Annotated in this window: 3 protein-coding genes (1 of these 3 cut by a window edge); all 3 read left to right on the forward strand. The window is 48.2% G+C overall.

The window, feature by feature from the left end; translation table 11 throughout:
* Tightly spaced (each overlapping or abutting the next), the 3 genes in view from DS891_RS18310 to DS891_RS18320 form a layout consistent with a single transcriptional unit that may run on beyond the window.
* Positions 1–9,927, forward strand: coding sequence for a non-ribosomal peptide synthetase/type I polyketide synthase (locus tag DS891_RS18310; protein WP_174170556.1), 9,927 nt, complete (start codon positions 1–3; stop codon positions 9,925–9,927).
* Positions 9,927–19,754 (forward strand): non-ribosomal peptide synthetase, encoded by a 9,828-nt coding sequence (locus tag DS891_RS18315; protein ID WP_174170557.1) that lies wholly within the window; start codon positions 9,927–9,929, stop codon positions 19,752–19,754. Before DS891_RS18310 ends, DS891_RS18315 begins: the two co-directional genes overlap by 1 nt.
* Positions 19,754–21,609 carry the 5' end (the start) of a non-ribosomal peptide synthetase gene (locus tag DS891_RS18320; RefSeq protein ID WP_174170631.1) on the forward strand. It continues 10,213 nt past the right edge of the window, so the window shows 1,856 of its 12,069 coding nt (coding positions 1–1,856); the start codon lies at positions 19,754–19,756; its stop codon lies beyond the right edge, outside the window. The genes DS891_RS18315 and DS891_RS18320 overlap by 1 nt, the downstream gene beginning before the upstream one ends.

Genomic DNA, 21,609 nt, shown 5'->3' on the forward strand with positions numbered 1-21,609 from the left:
ATGAATACAAATATTGTTACTATACTCGCGAGTTTAGCGCGTACTCGATCTCAAGATATTGCCTATCAGTATTTTTACGATGAGGCATTACCAAGTAAAACTATTTCCTACCAAGAACTGCATGAGCGTGCAGCCTCTATTGCTGAGACATTGAGTGAATATTTTGAACCGGGTGACAGAGCATTATTACTGTACAACTCTGGATTTGAATTTATTGAAGCCTTTTTTGCTTGTTTATACGCAGGGATAATTGCGGTACCGGTTTATCCCCCTAAAAAGAATCAAAATGTTGATCGTCTGCGTGCCATCATCGAAGACGCAGGTGCCAAAGGTGCGCTTACCAGTGAAAAGATCAATGAAATCGCCAAGCCATTGCTTGATTCTGAGCCAAGTCTAGCGCAGTTAGCACTATTTACTACCGATAACATTGCACTTAAATCGATCACTCAACAGTGGCCTCGTGCACAAATCCGTGGTGAGCAACTGGCATTTTTGCAATATACCTCAGGCTCGACGGGCACACCTAAAGGCGTAATGGTAACTCACGACAATATTCTTGATAATCAGGCGCTAATGAAAGAAGCGTTTGGTCATGACAGCAACTCTTCGATTGTAAGTTGGTTGCCTCATTTCCATGATATGGGACTGATTTTTGGCATTATGCATCCAATCTATATCGGTGCGACAGCGGCGCTGATGAATCCGGCTTATTTCCTGCAAAAACCACTACGTTGGCTAAAACTGCTTTCACAAACCAAAGCATTAACGTCAAGTGCGCCAAACTTTGCCTATGATCTGTGTGTGGACACCGTCAAAGATGAAGACCTTAAAGACTTAGATTTGTCCCATTGGCGCTCAGCATTAAATGGCGCGGAACCAGTGCGTGCCAGCACGTTAGAGCGCTTTTATCAAAAGTTTAAAGTGTGTGGCTTACAAAGAGAGAGTATCGCACCTTGTTACGGCATGGCAGAAACCACTTTATTTGCAACTGGTGGACGTCTTCTAGAAAAGCCAAAGATATTACGTATTGATGCAGCCAAGCTACAGCAGGGCATAGCCGAACAAGTCGCAGATGAAGATACAGTAGATGCGTTTTATGCATTAGATGTGGCTGATGAACAGCAACCTTATTACGCCGTATCTTCTGGCGTGAGTTGGGGCGAGCATTGTATTGCGATTGTTAACCCTGAGTCTTTTGAAGCATGCAATGATGGTGAAACCGGAGAAATTTGGGTAACTGGTCCAAGTGTAGCAAAGGGGTATTGGAATAACCCAGCGGCAACTGAGGCTACATTTCATGCCAGAATTAAAGGTGCTGACGAGCGGGCTTATCTCCGTACTGGTGATTTAGGCTTTATCCAGCGTGGGGAATTGTTCGTTACAGGACGCGCCAAAGACGTGCTTATCTTCCGCGGTAAAAACTACTACCCGCAAGATATAGAGCTTACGGTTACACAAGCAAGCGATAGCTTAGAACAAAATGGCGGCGCAGCGTTTTCGGTCGCCGCTAATGGTAATGAAGAGCGTTTGGTGATAGTACAACAAGTAAAGCGTACTGCACTAAGAAAGTTAAATGCTGAGCAGGTATTACAGCAGATCACCGCTGCGATCGTTGAGCACCACGGCATTACGCCCTATGACATCGTATTGATAAAGCCCGGTCGCATTCATAAAACATCGAGCGGTAAAATTCAGCGCCAAGAGAATAAGCGCAGCTATTTAGCCGATAACTTTGAAGTAATTGCGCGCGCCCGTGAAGCTGCTGTACCACAGCAAGCTGAGGCGCCATCGTCCTCATCGTCACTACAACAAATTCAGCGATTATTACAAGATTTAGTCGCACAAGAAATAGATAAGCCCGCGCGTAGTTTGGATATCGACGCGCCATTCTTGGCATTAGGTGTGGATTCGATGAAAGCGGTGCGGATCTCAGGGGAGTTAATGGAAGTACACGAGCTAGACCTTGAGCCTACGGTACTTTACGAATATCCCTCCATTCGCGAATTAGCCCAGTATTTAAGTCAGTTTAGTACGCTAACTCAAGCTCTAGGGCAGACAGAGCTTAACGAGTCGAAAGGTGCCACTGAGCAAGCGAATAAGACGCAGCCTACTCGCCGAGCTGAAGATATTGCGGATACAGATATTGCCGTGATTGGCATGGCCTGTCGTTATCCTTTAGCAAATGGATTAGATGCATTTTGGCAGCTGTTAAGCCAGCAGGGCGATGGGATCACCACGCCAGATCCTAAGCGCCAGCAGCTTTGCCCGAATCTTGAAGCCGACCGACTCGGTGGCTATTTAGAGAATGTCGATGAGTTTGATGCTGCATTATTCGGCATCTCGCCACTCGAAGCTAAGCATATCGACCCACAACATAGATTACTGCTCCAAACGACTTATCACGCTATACAGCATGCCGGTTACCAACCCGCCACGCTCGCAGGTAGCAATATTGGCGTGTATGTCGGTATATCGCAAAATGATTACTTTTTATTGTCGCAACAACAGCAAAAAAGTACCGCGTATTTAGGCACGGGCACAGCACTGAGCATTGCAGCAAACCGTATTTCTTATAGCTTTAATTTTACCGGCCCGAGCGTGGCGATTGATACGGCGTGCTCGTCATCGCTGGTGGCACTTCATCATGCAATTCAAGCACTAAGAAATGGAGAAACGAACGCGGCGTTGGTGGCGGGCGTTAATCTTATTCTGAGCGATGATGTGACTAAGGCCTGTGAAAACGCACAAATGTTGGCAGCAGACGGCCATTGCAAAACCTTTTCACAAGCAGCGGATGGCTATGTGCGAAGTGAAGGAGTTGGGGTGGTGATGCTAAAGCCGCTACAACAAGCCATGGCAGACAACGACCCAATTGTTGGTGTACTCAAAGGCAGTGCAATTAATCAAGACGGCCGCAGCAATGGCATTACCGCGCCAAATAGTGCCGCGCAACAGGCTGTGATCAATGCCGCCCTTGATAATGCCAAGATGCTGGCGGGAGATATCCACTATGTGGAAACCCATGGCACGGGTACGGAGCTTGGCGATCCTATCGAGATCACAGCATTAAACCGCACGTATGGAGAACATCATAGTCGTCATGATCCGGTTATTCTCGGTGCGGTAAAAGCGAATATTGGTCACCTTGAATCCGGTGCGGGTATTGCTGGGCTTATCAAAACGCTACTGTGTTTACAGCATGGGCAAATTCCTGCGCAGCGTTACAGTGAGGTGTTAAATCCGCATATCCCATGGCAAAAGCTCCCATTTATGGTGCCGCAAAACATGCAGACATGGTCTGTACAACAAGGGGGGATAAGAGCCGCTGGATTAAGCTCTTTTGGTTTTGGTGGTACTAATGCACATGTGATCTGCGCACAAGCGCCTGTACTTGAACTCAGCACACAAGCTGAAGTAACACCGCCTTCGTTTTATCTATTGCCTCTCGCTGCTAAATCTAAAGCTGCATTGCAGAAACTTGCTGGTCACTATAGTGAACGATTGTCGAGTTTGACTCCTCAAGCATTTGATGACTTCTGCGCACAAAATGCCGAGCAAGTGCCGCTTAAAGGTGTGCATAAAACGTTTGGTGGTGTGAGTAGAGAAGCACTTATTTCGCAACTGAATAGTCCCATTATTGCTGAACAGTCCTCGGCAAATACTGCACCAGAAGTTGCGCTTTTGTTCACCGGGCAAGGTTCACAATACCCCTTGATGGCCCTCTCTTTATATCAACACTATGCCGTGTTTCGCAGTCACTTAGATGACATTGACAGCCTGATTGGCGAGCGCTTTGGAGCACGCCTGTTGGATGTGTTATTCGATGAAAAGCATAGTGAACTGCTGGCACAAACCCGTTGGACGCAAGTGAGCTTGTTTGCCGTTGAATACAGTGTGGCAAACTTATTGATGCATTATGGGGTGAAGCCATCCCAGCTACTCAGTCATAGTGTTGGTGAGTATGCAGCGGCTTGTATTGCTGGCGTGTTCTCGCTTCGAGATGGTGTTGAGTTGATTGCAGCGCGCGGTCAACTAATGCATGAATTACCGATAAAAGGCAGCATGATCGCCGCAAGATGTGATGAAATAACCGCACGTAATTGCTTGAGTGAGATTCAGGAGCAAGTGGTTATCTCAGCCTTCCATGGTGAGGCTGGGGTAGTATTCTCCGGTGCTGATGAAGCAATCACTGCCCTCAGTGACATGCTTGCAGCACAGCAAATTAAAGTAAAATCTCTGCATACGGCAAACGCTTTCCACTCTCCACTGATGACTCCCATGTTAGACGCCTTTAGGGAAGTCGCTGAACAGGTTAGATTTCAACAGCCTCGGCTGCCTTTTGTTTCGTCCATGACGGGGCAAGTAGAGACCGCACGCATTGCAACAGCTGAGTATTGGGTTGAACAAATTAAGGCACCGGTTCGCTTTGTTGACTGTGTAACTGCGCTTGAGTCACTAGAGCATGGCTTAGCGATTGAGCTTGGTCCCAAACCTATTTTGAGTGGCTTACTACAAGAAAACAGCAATAACAAAGCGCTCAGTTATGCCCATGTATTGCACCCCAAAGGCGATGACAGCAAGAGGTTCGCCGAGTGTTTGGGCACATACCTCGACTTAGGCGGGGCGCTCGAATGGCAACAGGTGTATGGCAATCGTCCAAGCGCTAGAGCGAGCTTGCCGCAATATCCATTTGATTGCAGCTCATACTGGATTTTTGGTACTGAACAATCACAGCCCGAAGCTCTGACTGTGGTGGATACAAGTGACCGTGATGCTCAGATCCGTAGCTTTGTGCTCAATACCCTAGCGGGACTCTTGTCGATGCCCGCTAATGCTATCCAAACCAACCTCCCTTTGCTAGAAATGGGGGTTGATTCGTTGATGATCATGCAGGCCGTTAGAGTATATGAGCGGGAATTCGGTTTAGAGTTTAGTGTTCGTCAATTTTATCAAGAGCTCAGCGATGTCGATAAGTTAGTGGCCTATATTCAAAGCCATAGTGACTATCTCAAAGTGCCGCAAGGTTCACAACAAGCTGGCAGTTTGCCATCACCTGCATCGGTGACGACTGATACGCCAAAAGGTAGTGTAGTAGAGGCTGACAACCACACGCTTGTCGCTATCTATCAGGCGCAATTGCAGGCGGCAAGCACAGTGACCAACGCTGAAGCGAGAGCTGCGTTAGAAGCGGTGGTGGGACAGCAGTTACGCCATATTCAGGGCGCGAAAGTTGAAAACAGTGCAGTCACCTCGACAGCAACCTTGGTATCAAAGCCCCAGCCAAGCAGAGCCCAATCTGTATTACCAGGCGCACAACAAAAACAAGTACAGCGTGCCAATAGCAGCCCGGCCATACGCCAACATCTTGCTGCATTGAGTGATGCTTACATTGCGAAAACGCACAGTTCAAAAGCGCTAGTGAGCGAATATCGCGCACGCCTTGCGGATTGCCGAGCATCGGCAGGTTTTAGACTATCGAGCAAAGAGCTACTTTATCCGGTGTTCTCTAAGCGCTGTGAGGGCGCATATATCTGGGATATTGATGATAATCGCTATATTGATATCACCATGGACTTTGGTACTAACTTATTTGGTCATAATCCTGATTTTATCAAAGCAGCGCTGGCGCAACAGCTTGAATCCGGGATGCAACTTGGACTTGCAAGTCCTGATGCGCCCGAGGTCGCCGCACTTATCTGTGAGCTGACGGGGCTTGAGCGGGCATCGTTTTGTAACTCTGGTACAGAGGCGGTCATGACGGCGCTACGCTTGGCAAGAACGGTGACCAAGCGCGATAAAATTGTTCAGTTCTCAGGTGCGTACCATGGTCACTATGATGGTACTTTAGCAACTGAGTCGCCAGAGCAAGGCGTAGAGACAATGTGTGCTGGAGTGCGTTATGGCGCAATCGCCGATAATCTTGTTTTACCTTATGGTGATGATGAGGCGCTAGAGGTTATTACCCGAGAGGCACAACATATTGCCGCGGTGATTGTTGAGCCGGTGCAAAGCCGTCATCCTGAAAATCAGCCTTGGGCGTTTTTACGTAAACTACGTACGCTTACCGAAGCGTATGGTATTGCCCTCATTTTTGACGAAATGATCACTGGCTTTAGAGCACACCCCGGTGGTGTTCAAGGCTTGATAGGGGTTAAGGCCGATATGGCAACCTATGGCAAAATCGTCGGTGGTGGTATGCCTATCGGTGTAGTCGCGGGGGCCGCTACCTATCTCGATGCCATTGACGGAGGAAATTGGCAATACGGAGATGACTCCTACCCTTTGACCGATACCACCTTCTTTGCCGGGACTTTCTGCAAACATCCAATGACCATGGCGAGCGCCAAAGCGGTGTTGCAAGCTATCCAGTCGCAAGGTCCAACGTTACAACAAGGGATCAACGACAAAACCACAGCATTTAAAGCACATCTCAATGCGTTTTTTGAAACCCATGACGTACCCATTCGAATAGAAGCGTTTGCCTCATTATTCCGTTTTCGCTTTTCGCAAAATCTTGATGTGTTCTTTTATGAAATGCTAGAGCGCGGTGTGTTTATCTGGGAAGGGCGAAACTGCTTTTTCAGTGCCGCGCATACAGATGAAGACATTGCAGCGGTGATAAACGCAGTTGAAGCCAGTGTACTTAGCTTAAAACGTGCGGGCTACTTTGGTGAAACGAGTCAAAGTGATGACGATGCTGCATTTCCACTTAGCCATAGCCAGCAGCAGCTATTAGCGATGGCGTTGACCTCAAGCGATGGAGCGAGTGCATATCAACTACAAGCGATATTAAAGCTCTCCGGCAAGCTCGATTTACCGCGGCTGCAACAAGCCGTTACCGCGGTCTGCCGCGACTTCCCAATCTTGCGTTTTGGTGTCGATAGTGACCGCTTAATGCAATATTGCCGAGTGGAAAAAGCCGAGTTGCATGTTGAGCCATGGAGTGAGGACGACCAAGTAACATTGCAAACGCGGTTATCCGCGCTGCGTTATCAACCATTTGACTTTGCAAAAGACCCACTTTGTAGAGTGACGCTGTTGAGTGATGGCAAAGCGCAGCACTATCTAAGTGTTGTAGCCCATCATGTGATCTGCGATGGGCTTTCACTACAAATGGTGCTGGCAGCAATCGCTGAGCGCTACAATCAAGATGCAAAACAAAATGAGGTGGCAAGCCGAGCTGTCTCCTTTAGTCACTATGTTAATAGCTTGCAGGCATATTCGCATTCACCAGAAGCTGCAAAAAACCAAGCTTTTTGGCATCAGTGCTTAGCTAATTCAACACCACTTGAGCTGCCAAAATCAACGACGGTGAGCGTGGCTTCATATCAAGTTAACCAGCTCACATTACCCATTTCATCGAGTGCAATCCGAAACACTGAGACCCTAGCTCAATTTATGCGTTGTGGGCAATTTGCAACCATGCTTGCACTGTATTGCTTGTGGCTACACAAGTTAAGCGGCCAGACTGTGATAAGTGTAGGAGTGCCGGTATCAGATAGGCAACGACTGGCATCGCAGTTTGAGCCTGAGTTACTCGACCAAGCGTTACTGGGTTATTGCACCAATATCTTGCCCATTGTGGTGGATATAGTAGGCCTTAGCACTATCGGTGAGCTGGTACAGCGGGTGCAAAACACCTTACTTGATGCCTTTGATCACCAAACTCATCCGTATGCAAGCCTTGCCGATGAACAGCTAATTCTACCTAGTACTTTGTTTAATCTAGATAAAGTTACTACTTTGCCGAGCTTTAACAGGTTAGAAGTTGAGGTACAGCCAAGTGTCGCTAAATTTGGCCAATTTGAACTGACGACAAATATGACCTGTGTTGCGGGACAGTGGTCACTGTTAGTGGAATATCACACAGCAAAATTTGATACTGAACTAATGACCCAGTACGTGGCTAAGTTTGTCCATTTGCTGTCGCAGGTTCAAGGCAACACACCGATAGGGGCTCAAAATGAGCTGATACAAAGTAGTGATGATGTGTATCGATTGGTTGAGTTACCGCTACAGCAAGAGAAATCGGTTAAGGTCGCGACGAGTTTCGTTGAAACTTGGCAGCACAATGTGTCGCGTTGCAGCGCACGTACGGCACTGGTAACGGATGATGTGAGTCTCAGTTATGAGGCACTAGATTCGCGTGTTAACCAACTCGCTCACTACTTGATGAAGCAGCAGGTAACGCCCAATAGTATCGTGGCGGTGGCATTACCACGCAGGGTGGAGCTGTTGATAGCACTCATGGCGGTGATGAAAGCTGGAGCGGCATTTTTACCACTCGATCTCACCTTTCCTGACGAGCGCATCGCGCATATCTTAGAGGATGCCAAAGCGAGTGTTGTGCTGTGTGATGCCAGCAGTGCAGAGTCTGCGTTATTCAATCATGGTCGTTTCAAACGAGTCTGTATGGATAGCGATGCCGAAGTCATTGCCAAAAGTTCGACTCGCAGCCCAAGCTTGCTAATTCAAGCTCAGCAGCGTGCTTACGTGATTTATACCTCTGGTTCCACGGGGTTACCCAAGGGCGTTGAAGTCGATCACGGGGCATTTGCTAATCTGCTTGCATCTATGTGTCGTGAGCCGGGGCTGGTGGCAGATGACCGCTTATTGGCCATCACCACGGTGGCATTTGATATTGCCTTGCTAGAGTTGTTTGGGCCATTACTGGTTGGTGCGTCGGTGGTGCTGGCAAGTGATGAAAGTATTAGCGATCCTGCTGTGCTTGGCGCGCTTATTGAACAGCAGCAGATCACGGTGATGCAGGCAACGCCAACGCTATGGCAATTAGTGTTAAATGCGGCACCAGCATGCACTTCTGGCATAAAAGTATGGAGTGGCGGTGAGCCTTTACCTCAGGCACTGGCCGCGCAGTTACTTAGTCACAGTAAAGCGGTTTATAACTTATACGGGCCAACCGAAACCACGATTTGGTCGGCGGTGGCACATATCGACAATGCCGCAGAGATAGCCATTGGTAAAGCGATACAAAATACTAGCTTATTTGTGCTCCCAACAGAGTGCCATGGTGAAGGGCTGCCTTTACCCGACGGCGTATGGGGCGAGTTATACATTGGTGGCAGTGGTGTTGCTATGGGTTATTTACATCAAGCGGAGCTGACCGAGCAGCGTTTTATCAATCATCAATTTACAACTTCCATTAGCCGCCGCTTATACAAGACGGGAGACAAAGCGAGGCGTTTAGCTGATGGCCATTTTGAATTAAAAGGACGCTTAGATAATCAAATTAAACTCCATGGTCATCGTATAGAGCTTGGCGATATTAGCCATCACCTAGGGCGGATACTCAATACTAGTGAAGTCGATGTTTGCGTACAAACGCTAGAAACTGGCCCATGTCTGTGTGGTTATATGATTGATGATGGTGAGCTATCAACCGAGTGGTCTTCGCCTCGGCTGCGCCAAGCGCTCGGTGAATGGTTACCAAGTTACATGGTGCCTGAGCATTTTGTTTGGTTAAGTCAATGGCCGATGACACCAAATGGTAAGCGCGACCGAAAAGCACTACCAATGCCTGCTGTTGAGCCAGTATCAGAAATATGCACGTTGGCTCCTCGCACTGAAACAGAAAAACAGCTGCATCAACATTATATAGCGCTTCTCCCTGTTGAGCAGTTGGGCGTCACAGCACGTTTTGTGGATAGCGGCGGCAATTCGGTGATTGGTATGCAGTTGGTATCGAGACTCAACCGAGCTTTCAATATTAAATTGACCATTGGCGACATCTTTGAGCACGCCTGTATTGCAGAGCTTGCTGAGTGTATCGAAGCGCTAAAACAAGCTCATGATGCTATTTCGGTGGAGGTGCAAACTCCAAACGTAGAGAAAGTCAGTGATATTGTAAGCGACCGAGATTTGAGTGCTGCGCTAAGTGATAAATCTATGACGGAGATGGACTTGTAATGATGGAAAACTTTGCAATAAAACAGTGGTTAGATGAGCTGGACCGTCAACAGATTTATGTTTATTTACAGCAAGATAAATTAAAACTTAGAACACCGCTTGGGCAGGTGCCTGAGGGTATTCTGGATAAGATAAAGGCGCACAAAACTGCGCTTATCACCTACCTTCAGGGGCAACAAAAGCAATCTGCTGCGCTCTCGGCAGCACAGCAAAGAATGTGGTTTATTGATAAATATGAAGGGGGCACTGCGGCATACAACATGGCTGGGCTAGTTAAATTATCGCAGCCATTTTCAGTCACGGACATTGAACAAGCGTTGAGCCGCTTGATAGCTAAGTACGATATTTTGAGAGCACGATTTATCACGGTTGAAGGGAAGGTGGTGCAGCAAATTGAACCTGCTGAGGCGATGAAAATTGCTGTGATGACCGTGGATGAAGAAGCGCTACCCAATCAGCTACCAGAGTCGACTAAAGAGGCTGTGGGGTATCAGTTTGATCTTGCCAACGAGTCGCTGCTGCAAGTGACGGCTTTAGTGAGTAACTCTCACACTGCTTGCCGCTGGTTACTCGTTAACATGCATCATATTATTAGTGATGGCTGGAGCGTGACTATATTTATCAACGCACTGCTGTATGAGCTATCGGAGGCGTGTGTTGAGCTTCCCGATTTACAGTATGTTGACTATGTGCACTGGGAGCAGCAATTAAGACAATCCCCAGACTATCAACAACAATTGGCTTATTGGACTGAGCAGTTAGAGGCATTTACACCGTTTGAATTGTCCACCAGCTATCCAAGAAAAAAAGAAAAGCAGTACCAAGGTGACACGGTTCGTTGTTCGTTTAACGCAGAACAAATACAACGATTAGATAAAGCTTGCCACAGCGATGGCGTAACACATTTTACCGCCTTGCTGGGCGTGTTTTACATCTTGCTTTATCGCTACAGTGAGCAAGCCGATATTACCTTAGGGGTGCCGGTTGCAAATCGTCAGCAAAGCGAGTTTGAAGCTATGCTTGGCTGCTTTATTAATACCTTGCCACTGCGTATGCAGATAAACGGACATCACTCCATGAGTGAGGCGATTAAGGCGCTGCAATACAAAGTATTGCAAGGGCTTAGTAATCAAAACGCTGCCGTGGAAGACATCATTGAAGCGCTAGAGCTACCCAAATCCGCCGCGCATTCCGCCTTGTTTCAAGTGTTATTTAACTACAATGGTGTAGCCAGTAGTAAGGTGTCGGTAAATAACCAATTAGAAGCCGAGTTAATTGCCCTAGATAATGGCACTGCGAAATTTGACTTAACCCTATCTGTTGATGATACAGATGATGCCCTTGTGTGTGACTTTGTTTATGCAACAGGGCTTTATGACCATGCGCTTATTCAGCAATTTGCCGATGATTATTTGGCACTTGTCCAGTGCTATTGTGCTAAAGAGGCGCTGCCGATTGACGACTTGGTGCTCAAATCAACGAACTTACCGACAAAGGCGGCAAATATCAATCACAACATCAGCCAGCCGGCGCTGGTGTCACAAGCAATCAGAAGTATAGCGCAAACTCAAGGTGAGGCGATTGCAGTGGTTGTGCCAAGCACCAATGGCGAAGCATCGCGGGCCCTAACGTATCAGCAGCTACAATCTCAAAGCCTACAAATTGCCAACAACTTAGATGTTCCAGCGTCAATCATTGCGCTGATAACAACGGGCGATATGAGTGACATTGTCACTATGCTTGGCGTAATGCAAAGTGGCCGTGCGTATTTACCTATTGATGGCAATATGCCCACTGCCAGAGCGCTACAAATGCTAGCGCAAGCTGAGTGTAATACGGTGGTGGTAAGTGTCGAAACGCCACTTTGCCAAGCGCTACGAGAAGCTGACATCAGAGTGCTTACATATAGTGAGCTGAGCCAAAACAAAGGAGCGCCGCAGCAAACTTATTCACCAAGTTTTGATGATAGCGCGTATGTGTTGTTTACTTCTGGTTCTACTGGTGTGCCCAAAGGGGTTGAGATCAGCCATGGCGCGCTGAGTCACTATTGCAGCAGCATCGCGGCGAGATTGAGTTACAACCAAGATACGCGAGCGGGCGTGGTCACAGGACTTGCCACGGATTTATGCTTAACGGCTGTGTATCCGGTGCTTACTCATGGCGGCACTGTGGTACTCACCCTTGCAAACCAAGCGCCAGAACCGACTGAAATTGCAGCCAAGTTAGTGGCTGAGCAAGTTAACTTGATAAAATTAACCCCTTCTTTTGCCGCGGTGCTGTTGCCTCAATTTGCTGAGCAAAAGCCCGCTATTTCGCAGTGGGTGTTAGGTGGAGAAGCATTAGGTGAGCAGCTTGTTGATAGCATTCGCGCGCTGACGCCAAGGGCGCGTATTTTCAACCATTATGGTCCGACGGAGGCTTGTGTTGGAGTGGTTTGTCATGAAGTCACAGACAGCAGGCTAACCGGCCACAGTTATCCGATCGGTGCGCCTTTGGCACATGTCACCACCTGCGTATTCAACAAACAGGGGAAGCCAACACCCGCTGGCATGCCTGGAGAGCTCTATATTGGCGGGCCGAGCCTCGCCAAAGGATATATAAATGCGCCTTCAGAGACCGCAGCTCAGTTTACAAGTAGCTTGCAACATAGTGCCCAATGCGCCCGTTTTTACCGCAGTGGTGATAGCGTTAGGCTGAATGTGAGCGGCGAGCTTGAATTTCTCGGTCGAATTGACAAACAAGCGAAAATTCGCGGTTACCGCGTTGATCTCAATGAAATAGAAGCTGCACTGTTAGCGCTTGATGAGGTATCGCAGGCAGCAGTCGTGGTGCGCAAGCTCGGCAAGCAAGATGCTTTGGTTGCTTTTGTGGTAAGTGGTGGTGGCAGCCAGTGCGCCGCAACCAATCTGCGCGAGGTGATCCGCCAAGGCTTGAAGCGTCGCTTGCCCGAGCCGATGATCCCAAGTTGGATAGAGCTTTGCCAGCACTTACCCACCCTGAGTAATGGCAAGATAGACCGCCAACAATTACAGTCTTTGGCATTAACTTCTCAAAGCCAAAGTAGTGAGGTGACAAGTGCGTTGCAGCGACAGTTAATCACACTCTATCAAACCTTAACGGGCGCACCAGAAGTGGGGCTGCACGATAGCTTTTTCAGCATCGGTGGTCACTCTTTATTGGCAATGCAATTACTCAATGAACTAAGAGCCCAGCTCTCGGTGGAGGTGAGCTTAAAGCAACTGTTTGCCAATCCTAGCGTATTTGAACTAAGCGAGATGTTGGTTAACTCTCAGTCTCAATCTTCATTACCAAGTCTACAACCTGCGCCACCACAGCCCAATTATCCTTTGTCATTTGCACAGCGGCGCTTGTGGTTTGTAGACCAACTGCAAGGGCACAGCAACCAGTATAACCTACAGGGCATATTTCAATTGCAAGGCAAGCTGAATACTGAAGCCTTAGAGCAAGCCTTTATTGCAGTGATTAAGCAACATCCAGTCTTGGCGTTTAATTACCATCAAAATGAGCAAGGAGAACCGCACCAAAGCATTAACCTTGATGCTCGATTTACCCTGGTTAAGCACGACTGGACAGATAAATCTGCTGAGCAACAAGCACATGCGTTAGAGCAGGCCATCGCAGAAGATTACGCAACCAGCTTCGATTTAAGCCGTGATTTAATGCTGCGCGCCAGTCTTTATCAACAAGAGGCGATGCAGGCTACCCTTGTGATCACCTTACATCATATCGCTGCCGATGGTTGGTCTATTGCGTGTTTGAGTGACGCTTTAAGACAGGCATACAAAGCTGCTCTCAGCGGCGAAACCTTATCGCTACAAGAGGTGCATTACGTTGATTATGTAATGTGGCAACAGCAGCTGGAACAGGGGGAGTTATGGCAACAGGAGCTCGACTATTGGCGTATGCAATTACAAGGTCTGCCCAAGGTGCATGAACTACCGCTTGATTACCGCAGAGAAGCAACAACTTCTGCACGCGGCGCGTTAGTGAGTGAGCCCATACCTGCGGCGCTAGTCAGTGCGCTTCGAGCGTATCAAACTCGCTCAGGGCAAACCTTATTCGTGTTACTGCAAACGCTATTTTCCTTGTGGTTAAGCCGCTTTTCTCAACAGCGCGATGTGGTTGTTGGTACGCCAGTATCAGGACGTCACCTTAAAGCGTTTGAAAATATGATTGGTAACTTTATCAATACCTTAGTACTTAGGAGCGAATGGAGTGAAGATACTAGTTTCACGCAAGCGTTACAGCAAACCCAAGGCTTACTCAACGACGCATTGCAACATCAACATATTCCCTTCGATGTGTTAGTGGATGAGCTAGACGTTGAACGCTCAAGCGCCCAGCATCCGCTGCATCAAATCGTGTTCCGGGTAAATAATCAGGTAAATGAAAACCTTACGCTAGCGCAACTGGAAGTGACGCCCTGCCAAAGCAAAATACGCGGTGCCAAACTAGATTTAGAAGTCGCAGTGATAGACGAGGGGGATGTACTCACCGTTGAATGGCTTTATGACAGCAATTTGTGGCAAGAAGCGAGTGTGGTTAGTTTCCATCAGCAGTTTTGTTATGTGTTATCGCAGTGTCTTGCAGAGCCAAATACCCCGTTGTCAGCATTGTCATTGTGGCCCGCTGAGCAGCAGTTAGCGCTATTAAAACAGCTGCAAAGTGTTGCGGTAGAAGTGACAGAGCAACAGCCATGGGTGACTCAGTTTAGTCAGGCGGCTCTTCAGACTCCACTACAGACTGCGGTGCGCATGGGGGAGTTTACTTGTAGTTATCTCACCTTAGAAAAATGCGCGAACCAACTTGCTAATAGCTTATTAGAAATGGCATTTGCCGAGCAAAGTCGCATTGCTATTTTACTGCCGTCTTCGAGTTACATGGTGGCCGCGGTGCTGGCAATATTAAAAGCGCGCCATACCTATGTGCCCATTCATCATGACACGCCAACCGATACCTTAGCCTATATCATGAATGATGCAGACATCGTATTGACGCTGGCGCTAAGTGAAGATGCCGAGCGCTTGATTGAAGCCGGTAGTGACTTTTTGTTGCTTGATGATCTGTTCGAAGCCGAGGGGAACTTTGCGTTTTACGATACCTGTTTGCTGGTAGATGAAGACGCATCTGCATTTAACCAAGCCGAGCTTGCCTATGTTATTTATACCTCAGGTTCAACCGGGCAGCCAAAAGGGGTGCCCATTAGTCATGGCAACCTCAATAATTATCTGCGCTTTGCGTGTCAGCGCTATCTGCCACAATCCGGTGATATAACCAAGGCAGTACTCAGTACACCGCTGGCGTTTGATGCGACGGTGACCGCCTTAGTGCCTATCTTAATGCGAGGTGGTGAGCTTGAGTTGCTTCCCACAGGCGCAGAATTGTTGCCCGCCTTACAAACGCAGATTTTTGCAGCTAACGAAGCCAAGTTATTCAAGTTAACACCGGCTCACCTACGCGCGGTATTTGCATTAAGTGACGCACAAACTCGCAGTAATATCGCCCACCGATTTGTGGTTGGGGGTGAAGGGCTGAGCGCAGCTTTGGTTGATAAGCTGATGGATAAGATCCCTAATGCCCTGTGGGTAAACGAATATGGCCCAACTGAGGCAACAGTCGGCTGTAGTATCTATGCTGTAAGCCGTGAGTCGCGCCACTTGTTAGCGGGCCATGAAGAAGTGCCTATTGGTCATGCTATCGATAATATGACCCTTGCGGTAGTCGACGATTTTGGCGAACTGGCTTTACCTAACATGCCCGGAGAGCTTTGGCTGGCGGGAGATGGCGTGTGTGAAGGCTATATTAATCTCGCGAGTGTGACGCAAACACGCTTTGTTGAGCAAGCAGTGCCTGCGTCTGGTACTTCAAGCATGCGTTGGTATCGCAGTGGCGACAAGGCAAAGTGGCATGCGAATGCGCGCGGTGAGGCAGACTATCTTTGTTATTTAGGGCGGTTAGACGAACAAGTAAAACTGCGAGGCTACCGTATTTCTCTTGTGGCAATCGCCCATCAAATCGACGCGTTGGCGCAAGTAAAAAGCTGCGCTGTGAGTGTTGATGAAGCACAAGAAAGCCTAGTGGCTCATGTGGTTTTAAATGGTGAGGCTGAGCTCACACTTGTGCAGTTGCGCCAAGCTTTATCGCAGTCGCTGCCCAGTTACATGTTACCTGCCGCACTGGATATCGTTGCTGATCTTCCACTGACTGCAAACGGAAAAGTAGACAAGCAAGCATTACAGCTTGCCTATCAGGCTCAGGCGAAAAGCCAAGAGGTCGCTGAGGTAATTGATGGATCTAAGCTCACGGACATACAGCGTTATTTACTTGAGTTATATCGTGAGCTACTGCCGAGCCAAGTACGGAGTATTAACGATAGTTTCTTTGACTTAGGCGGGCATTCTCTGCTTGCCATAAAAGTGATCAGCCGAGTGCGCAGTGAGCAGCGGCGAGATATCACCTTACCACAACTCTTTGATGCGCCAAGTGTTGCAGCGTTTGCTGAAGTGATAACCGCAAGTTCGATGATTGCGCACAGCAATACCATTGAGCCGGTATCAAGAGCCCAAGCGTTACCTCTGTCTTTTGCTCAGCAGCGTTTGTGGTTAATCGATCAGTTACATGAGCAAAGTCTGCAATACCATATGCCAGCGAGCTATTGGTGTGAGGGAGCCTTAGATATTGATGCTTTAACACAAGCGTTAAGCGCGATTGTTGCGCGTCATGAAGTGCTCCGTACGGTCATCGTTCCTGCAAGTGGTGATCACGGTGCTGTGCAGCAAGTTCGTGCTCAAGTAGCTTGTCCTGTGGAATTAGTAGATTTGTCTGGGCTGAATACCGCCGAGCAACAGCAGCGTTGGCAAACATTACAGCAGCAATCGCTCAGCAAGCCTTTTGATTTATGCCAAGACACTATGCTGCGCGTTATCTGTGTACAGTTTAGTCACAACCGATTTGGACTCTTGTTTAACATGCATCACATTGCCAGCGATGGTTGGTCGATGGCGCTGCTTGCCAAAGAATTTGTGGCGTTTTATCGGCACTTTAGTGAAGCGCCAGCGTATCCGTTGCCAGAGCAATACGCTAAATCGCTAGCGGTGCAGTATGCAGACTTTGCCTACTGGCAGCAGCAACAGCAAGATAGCTATCAGGCAGATCTTTCTTATTGGCAAACTCAGTTACAGCAGTGTCCTGTTGTTCATGAATTACCGCTGGACTTTGAGCGACCACAAGTTCAGTCCCTTGATGGTGAATGCATTCGTCATACTCTTACAACGTCGCAAGTTGAGGCGATAAAAGCGCATTGCCAAGCACAAGGGGTGACCTTGTATATGTGGTTGCAAAGTGCCTTTTCGCTGTTGATGCTTCGTCTAAGTCAAACGCAGGATATTGTCATTGGCTCGCCCATTGCAGGACGTGAGGTGAAAGAGTTAGAGGGGTTACTGGGGTGCTTTGTGAATACCTTGGCTATTCGCGCTCGCAAAGTGGGGTCGCCTTCATTTAACGACTGGCTAAGTGAACAAAAACAGGTGATCTTGTCGGCTTTTTCCCATCAGAATCTACCCTTTGAGCAGCTTGTTGATGCCATTAATCCACCGCGCAGCTTAGCGCATTCGCCCGTATTACAAATACTCTTTGCACTACAAAATAACGAACAAAGTAACTTCAAGCTACCTTACCTAAAAATCGAGCAACAGCTTGATCTTAAGCCTGCAATGAAGTTCGACTTAGAAGTCAATGCACAAGAATCGGGCTGTGAGATCACGGTGCAGTGGAATTATGCCAAAGCCTTGTTTAAACACACTAGCGTACAGGCGATGGTTGATGCTTTTGTGACCTTAATTGACGCGGCGCTGACAAGCCCTGAGCAAAGTGTGAATACCTTACCATTAGTTGATAGCAAAGTACTCAGCGAGTTAGGGTTTGCCACGCAAGCGCAGCCGCAATCTCCTTGGTTTATCAGCGATAAAATACGGGACTTTGCTCAGCATAGTGCACAGCAAAATGCTGTACGAGATATGACTGGCAAGCGGTTAAGTTTTGGCGAATTGGAGTCACAAAGTAATCAACTTGCGCGTTACTTGATTGAACAAGGCGTAACGGCAAGGTCGCAGGTCGCAATAAGCTTAGCGCCAAGCTGTGAGCAAGTTGTGGCACTTTTGGCAATCTTAAAAGTTGGGGCCGTGTATGTGCCGCTTGACCCAAATGCACCGAGTCAGCGTCAGCACTATATATTGCGTGACAGCAAAGCGACTTGCCTTATCACTACCTCAGCGCTACTTCCGAACAGCGCAGAACTTAGCTGCCGTTTGGTGCTAATGGACACCGCACCGCATTGGCAGAACATGCCTGTAGAGGCGCTAGCGCCATTAAGTGATATTGATGCGCCTGCTTATATGATTTATACCTCTGGCACTACAGGACAACCCAAAGGCGTGGTGATCAGCCATCGTAATCTGCACCTTTACCTTGAGCACGTCAGCCACAGTTATCTCCAAGGCGATATACACGAGAGCGTTGTCAGCACGCCTTTAGCGTTTGATGCGACTGTAACGAGCTTATGGGGAGCGCTGGTTAATGGTCTTAGTGTAGTACTGCTAAGCGATGGTGAGCAATTAATCACAGAGCTTAGTGCGTGTTTAGCGCGTGATGAGGCGCTGCTGTTTAAGCTGACTCCAGCCCACTTGCAAGGCGTGCTGGCGCGATTACAACCGAGCAATGCTGCGCACCAAATTGTGGTGGGGGGAGAAGCTTTATCTAGCAGCGTGGTTGCTCAAGTTGGGGCACTGTTGCCACAGGCTTATTTTTATAACGAATATGGCCCAACAGAAGCAACAGTCGGGTGCTGTGTGTATCGCTGTAACGGCCAAGATGCGGTTTCCCTTGCGCAGCAATCGCAGCGCTTTGTGCCAATCGGTAGCGCCATTCAAGGCACTCATTTGGTGGTGCTGGATCAGCATCAACAGCTTGTTCCTATGGGCATGCCCGGAGAGTTATACATCGCGGGCGATAATGTGGCTCAGGCGTATTTTGGGTTGCCTGAGCTCAGCGCCAGTAAATTTGTGTCATTGTCTTTGAGCAATAACTTGCAGCGTTATTATCAGACGGGCGACCAAGTGCGTTGGCTGCTAGATGAAGAGGGCTGCCCTTGCGTGCTGCAGTTTATTGGTCGTCGAGACAACCAAGTTAAGCTGCGTGGCTATCGCATCGAGCTTGAAGAGATCGCGGCGCAACTTGAGCAACTAGATGCAGTGCAACAAGCACATGTGTTACTTAACGAAAGTAAAGATAACTTACTGGCTTGTGTGGTGCTAACTACGCCATCCCAAAGAGATACCATCTGTGAGCTTGAACAGGCGCTACACACTCAGATTTTAACCTCGTTAGCAGAGGTCCTACCAAGTTATATGTTGCCTTACAAGCTGTATGCACTGGCTGCTATGCCGCTCACTAATAATGGCAAAGTAGACTCGGGCGCGCTTGCACAACTGGTGCAATCGCAACAGGCGCAAGCGCTTACAGCACCTTTAGCTCCTATGACTGAACTACAAATGCTGCTGGCAGAAATTTTTGCTCAAGTGCTCAACACTCAAGTTCGAGATATTAACAGTAACTTCTTTGAGTTAGGGGGGCACTCTTTATCAGCAAGCCAAGCGGTTGCCTTAATTGAGCAGGCGCTTGAGGTGCCCATTACCTTAAAAATATTGTTCGAGCGGCCAAGCGTAAGCGCACTTGCAACTTGGTGTGAGATCCATCGTGCAGCCAAAGCGGCGGACGAAAACGGTCAGTCTGAGGAGATGTTTTTGTGATGAATGAACAGCAAAGACAGATAGAGGCATTGATCGCAGAAGCATTAGCAGCTGGCGTGACCTTGTATGAAAAAAACGGTGGCTTGGCATTTAAGCAAACCGCTGGGTTTCCTCCACAGTTAAAACAGCAGGTGGTTGAATATAAATCAGAGATCATTGCCTATTTTCAGCAACAAAGCCATGATGTGGCGAGCTCATCGCCGAAAATAGTCGCGCAGCCAAGCGCGGGGAAAATCTTACCGCTGAGCTTTGCGCAGGAAGGACTGTGGTTTATTGAGCAACTGCAAGGTAGCAAGCAGTATTATATGCCCGCCGAGTTTTTGTTACGCGGCAAGCTTAATATTCAAGCAATGCGCAGCGCCGTACAAGATGTGGTGCAGCGCCACGAAATACTGCGTGCTAGGTTTGTAAAAAATGAACAAGATGGCCAACCCCAGCTGCAAATAACGGATGATATTAGTGCGCCGTTCGAGTGGCTTGATGCCAGTGTAGCAGCTGAGGAAACACGGCAAGCCTACATTGCTTCGCGCATCGCAGCACATCAGAACAAGCCTTTTGATTTGGCTCATGATTGTTTGCTTCGCGTGCTGGTGGTAAGTAATGGCGATGAGCATCACCTTGCTTTTAATATGCACCATATTGTCTCTGACGGGGCGTCAATGGCGCTACTTGCACAAGAGATAGAGGCTGGCTATTGCAAACACATAGGCGCATCTTATACACCGCTTGCAACTATGCAGGTGCAATATAGTGATTTTAGTCAGTGGCAGCGAGCACAGCTAACGCCAGATCGCATCGAGGCACCACTGGCGCAACTAAAACAGCAATTTGGCGAATTAGCGCCGTTGCAGTCATTGCCTTGTGATTTTGTCCGTCCTGCGGTGCAGTCGTTAACGGGGAAGGTATATCGCCAAGCGCTTGATGCGTCGTTATTTGCGGCGATCTCGACACAGGCGAAGTCGCTCCAGCTCACACCCTTTATGTGGCTGCTCAATACCTTTATGTTGTTTATCGCAAGGCTTACGCAATCGCAGCAGGTAGTTGTAGGCACGCCAGAGCTTGGCCGTCATCATCCTGAATTAACGCCGTTAATTGGCTTGTTCGTTAATACCTTAGTGATGCATGCAAAGCTCGACAGTGATATGCCATTTAGCCAATGGTTGCAGCAACAAAAAGCCCTCAACCTAGCGGCGTTTGAATATCGCGATATTCCTTTTGATAAAGTGGTGGAAGCGGTTGGTGCTCCAAGAGATTTAAGTCACCATCCGCTAGTGCAAATATTATTTACACTGGAAACCCGTGATGAGCGTGCTTTTACGCTTCCGGGATTATCGGTTCAAGAAGTGCAAAAACAACAGGCGGATAGCATAGCAGTAAAATGCGACTTAGAACTCAATGCCGTAGTTGATGAGCAGGCACTTTATTTACATTGGAAGTTTGATAGCAACCTTTACACAGCAGAGACCATCAAGCATTGGGCGGATTGTTTCCATACGCTGCTTCAAGCTTGTGTTACAGCCCCTCATACCGCCGTTGGTGAACTTGCGTTACTGAACCAAAAACAGCAACAAGCATTAATAACGGGCGCTCAATGCCAAGCGGCAACTTGGCCTAAGCAAGACACCATCACCAGTTTATTCACGCGCTACGCCGAGCACTTTGCCACACGTACAGCCGTGCAAGATAGCACGACTATGCTGAATTATCGTGAGCTTAACGATCGAGTCAATGCGCTGGCGGTAATGCTGTTACAACAAGGGGTCACGCCACGAACCATACTGGTGGTGAGTGTATCACGCAGCATAGAGATGATAGTGACCTTGCTAGCAGTGCTTAGAGTGGGTGCTGCCTATGT

It is taken from the genome of Pseudoalteromonas sp. JC28 (assembly GCF_013319255.1).
Classification (GTDB): domain Bacteria; phylum Pseudomonadota; class Gammaproteobacteria; order Enterobacterales; family Alteromonadaceae; genus Pseudoalteromonas.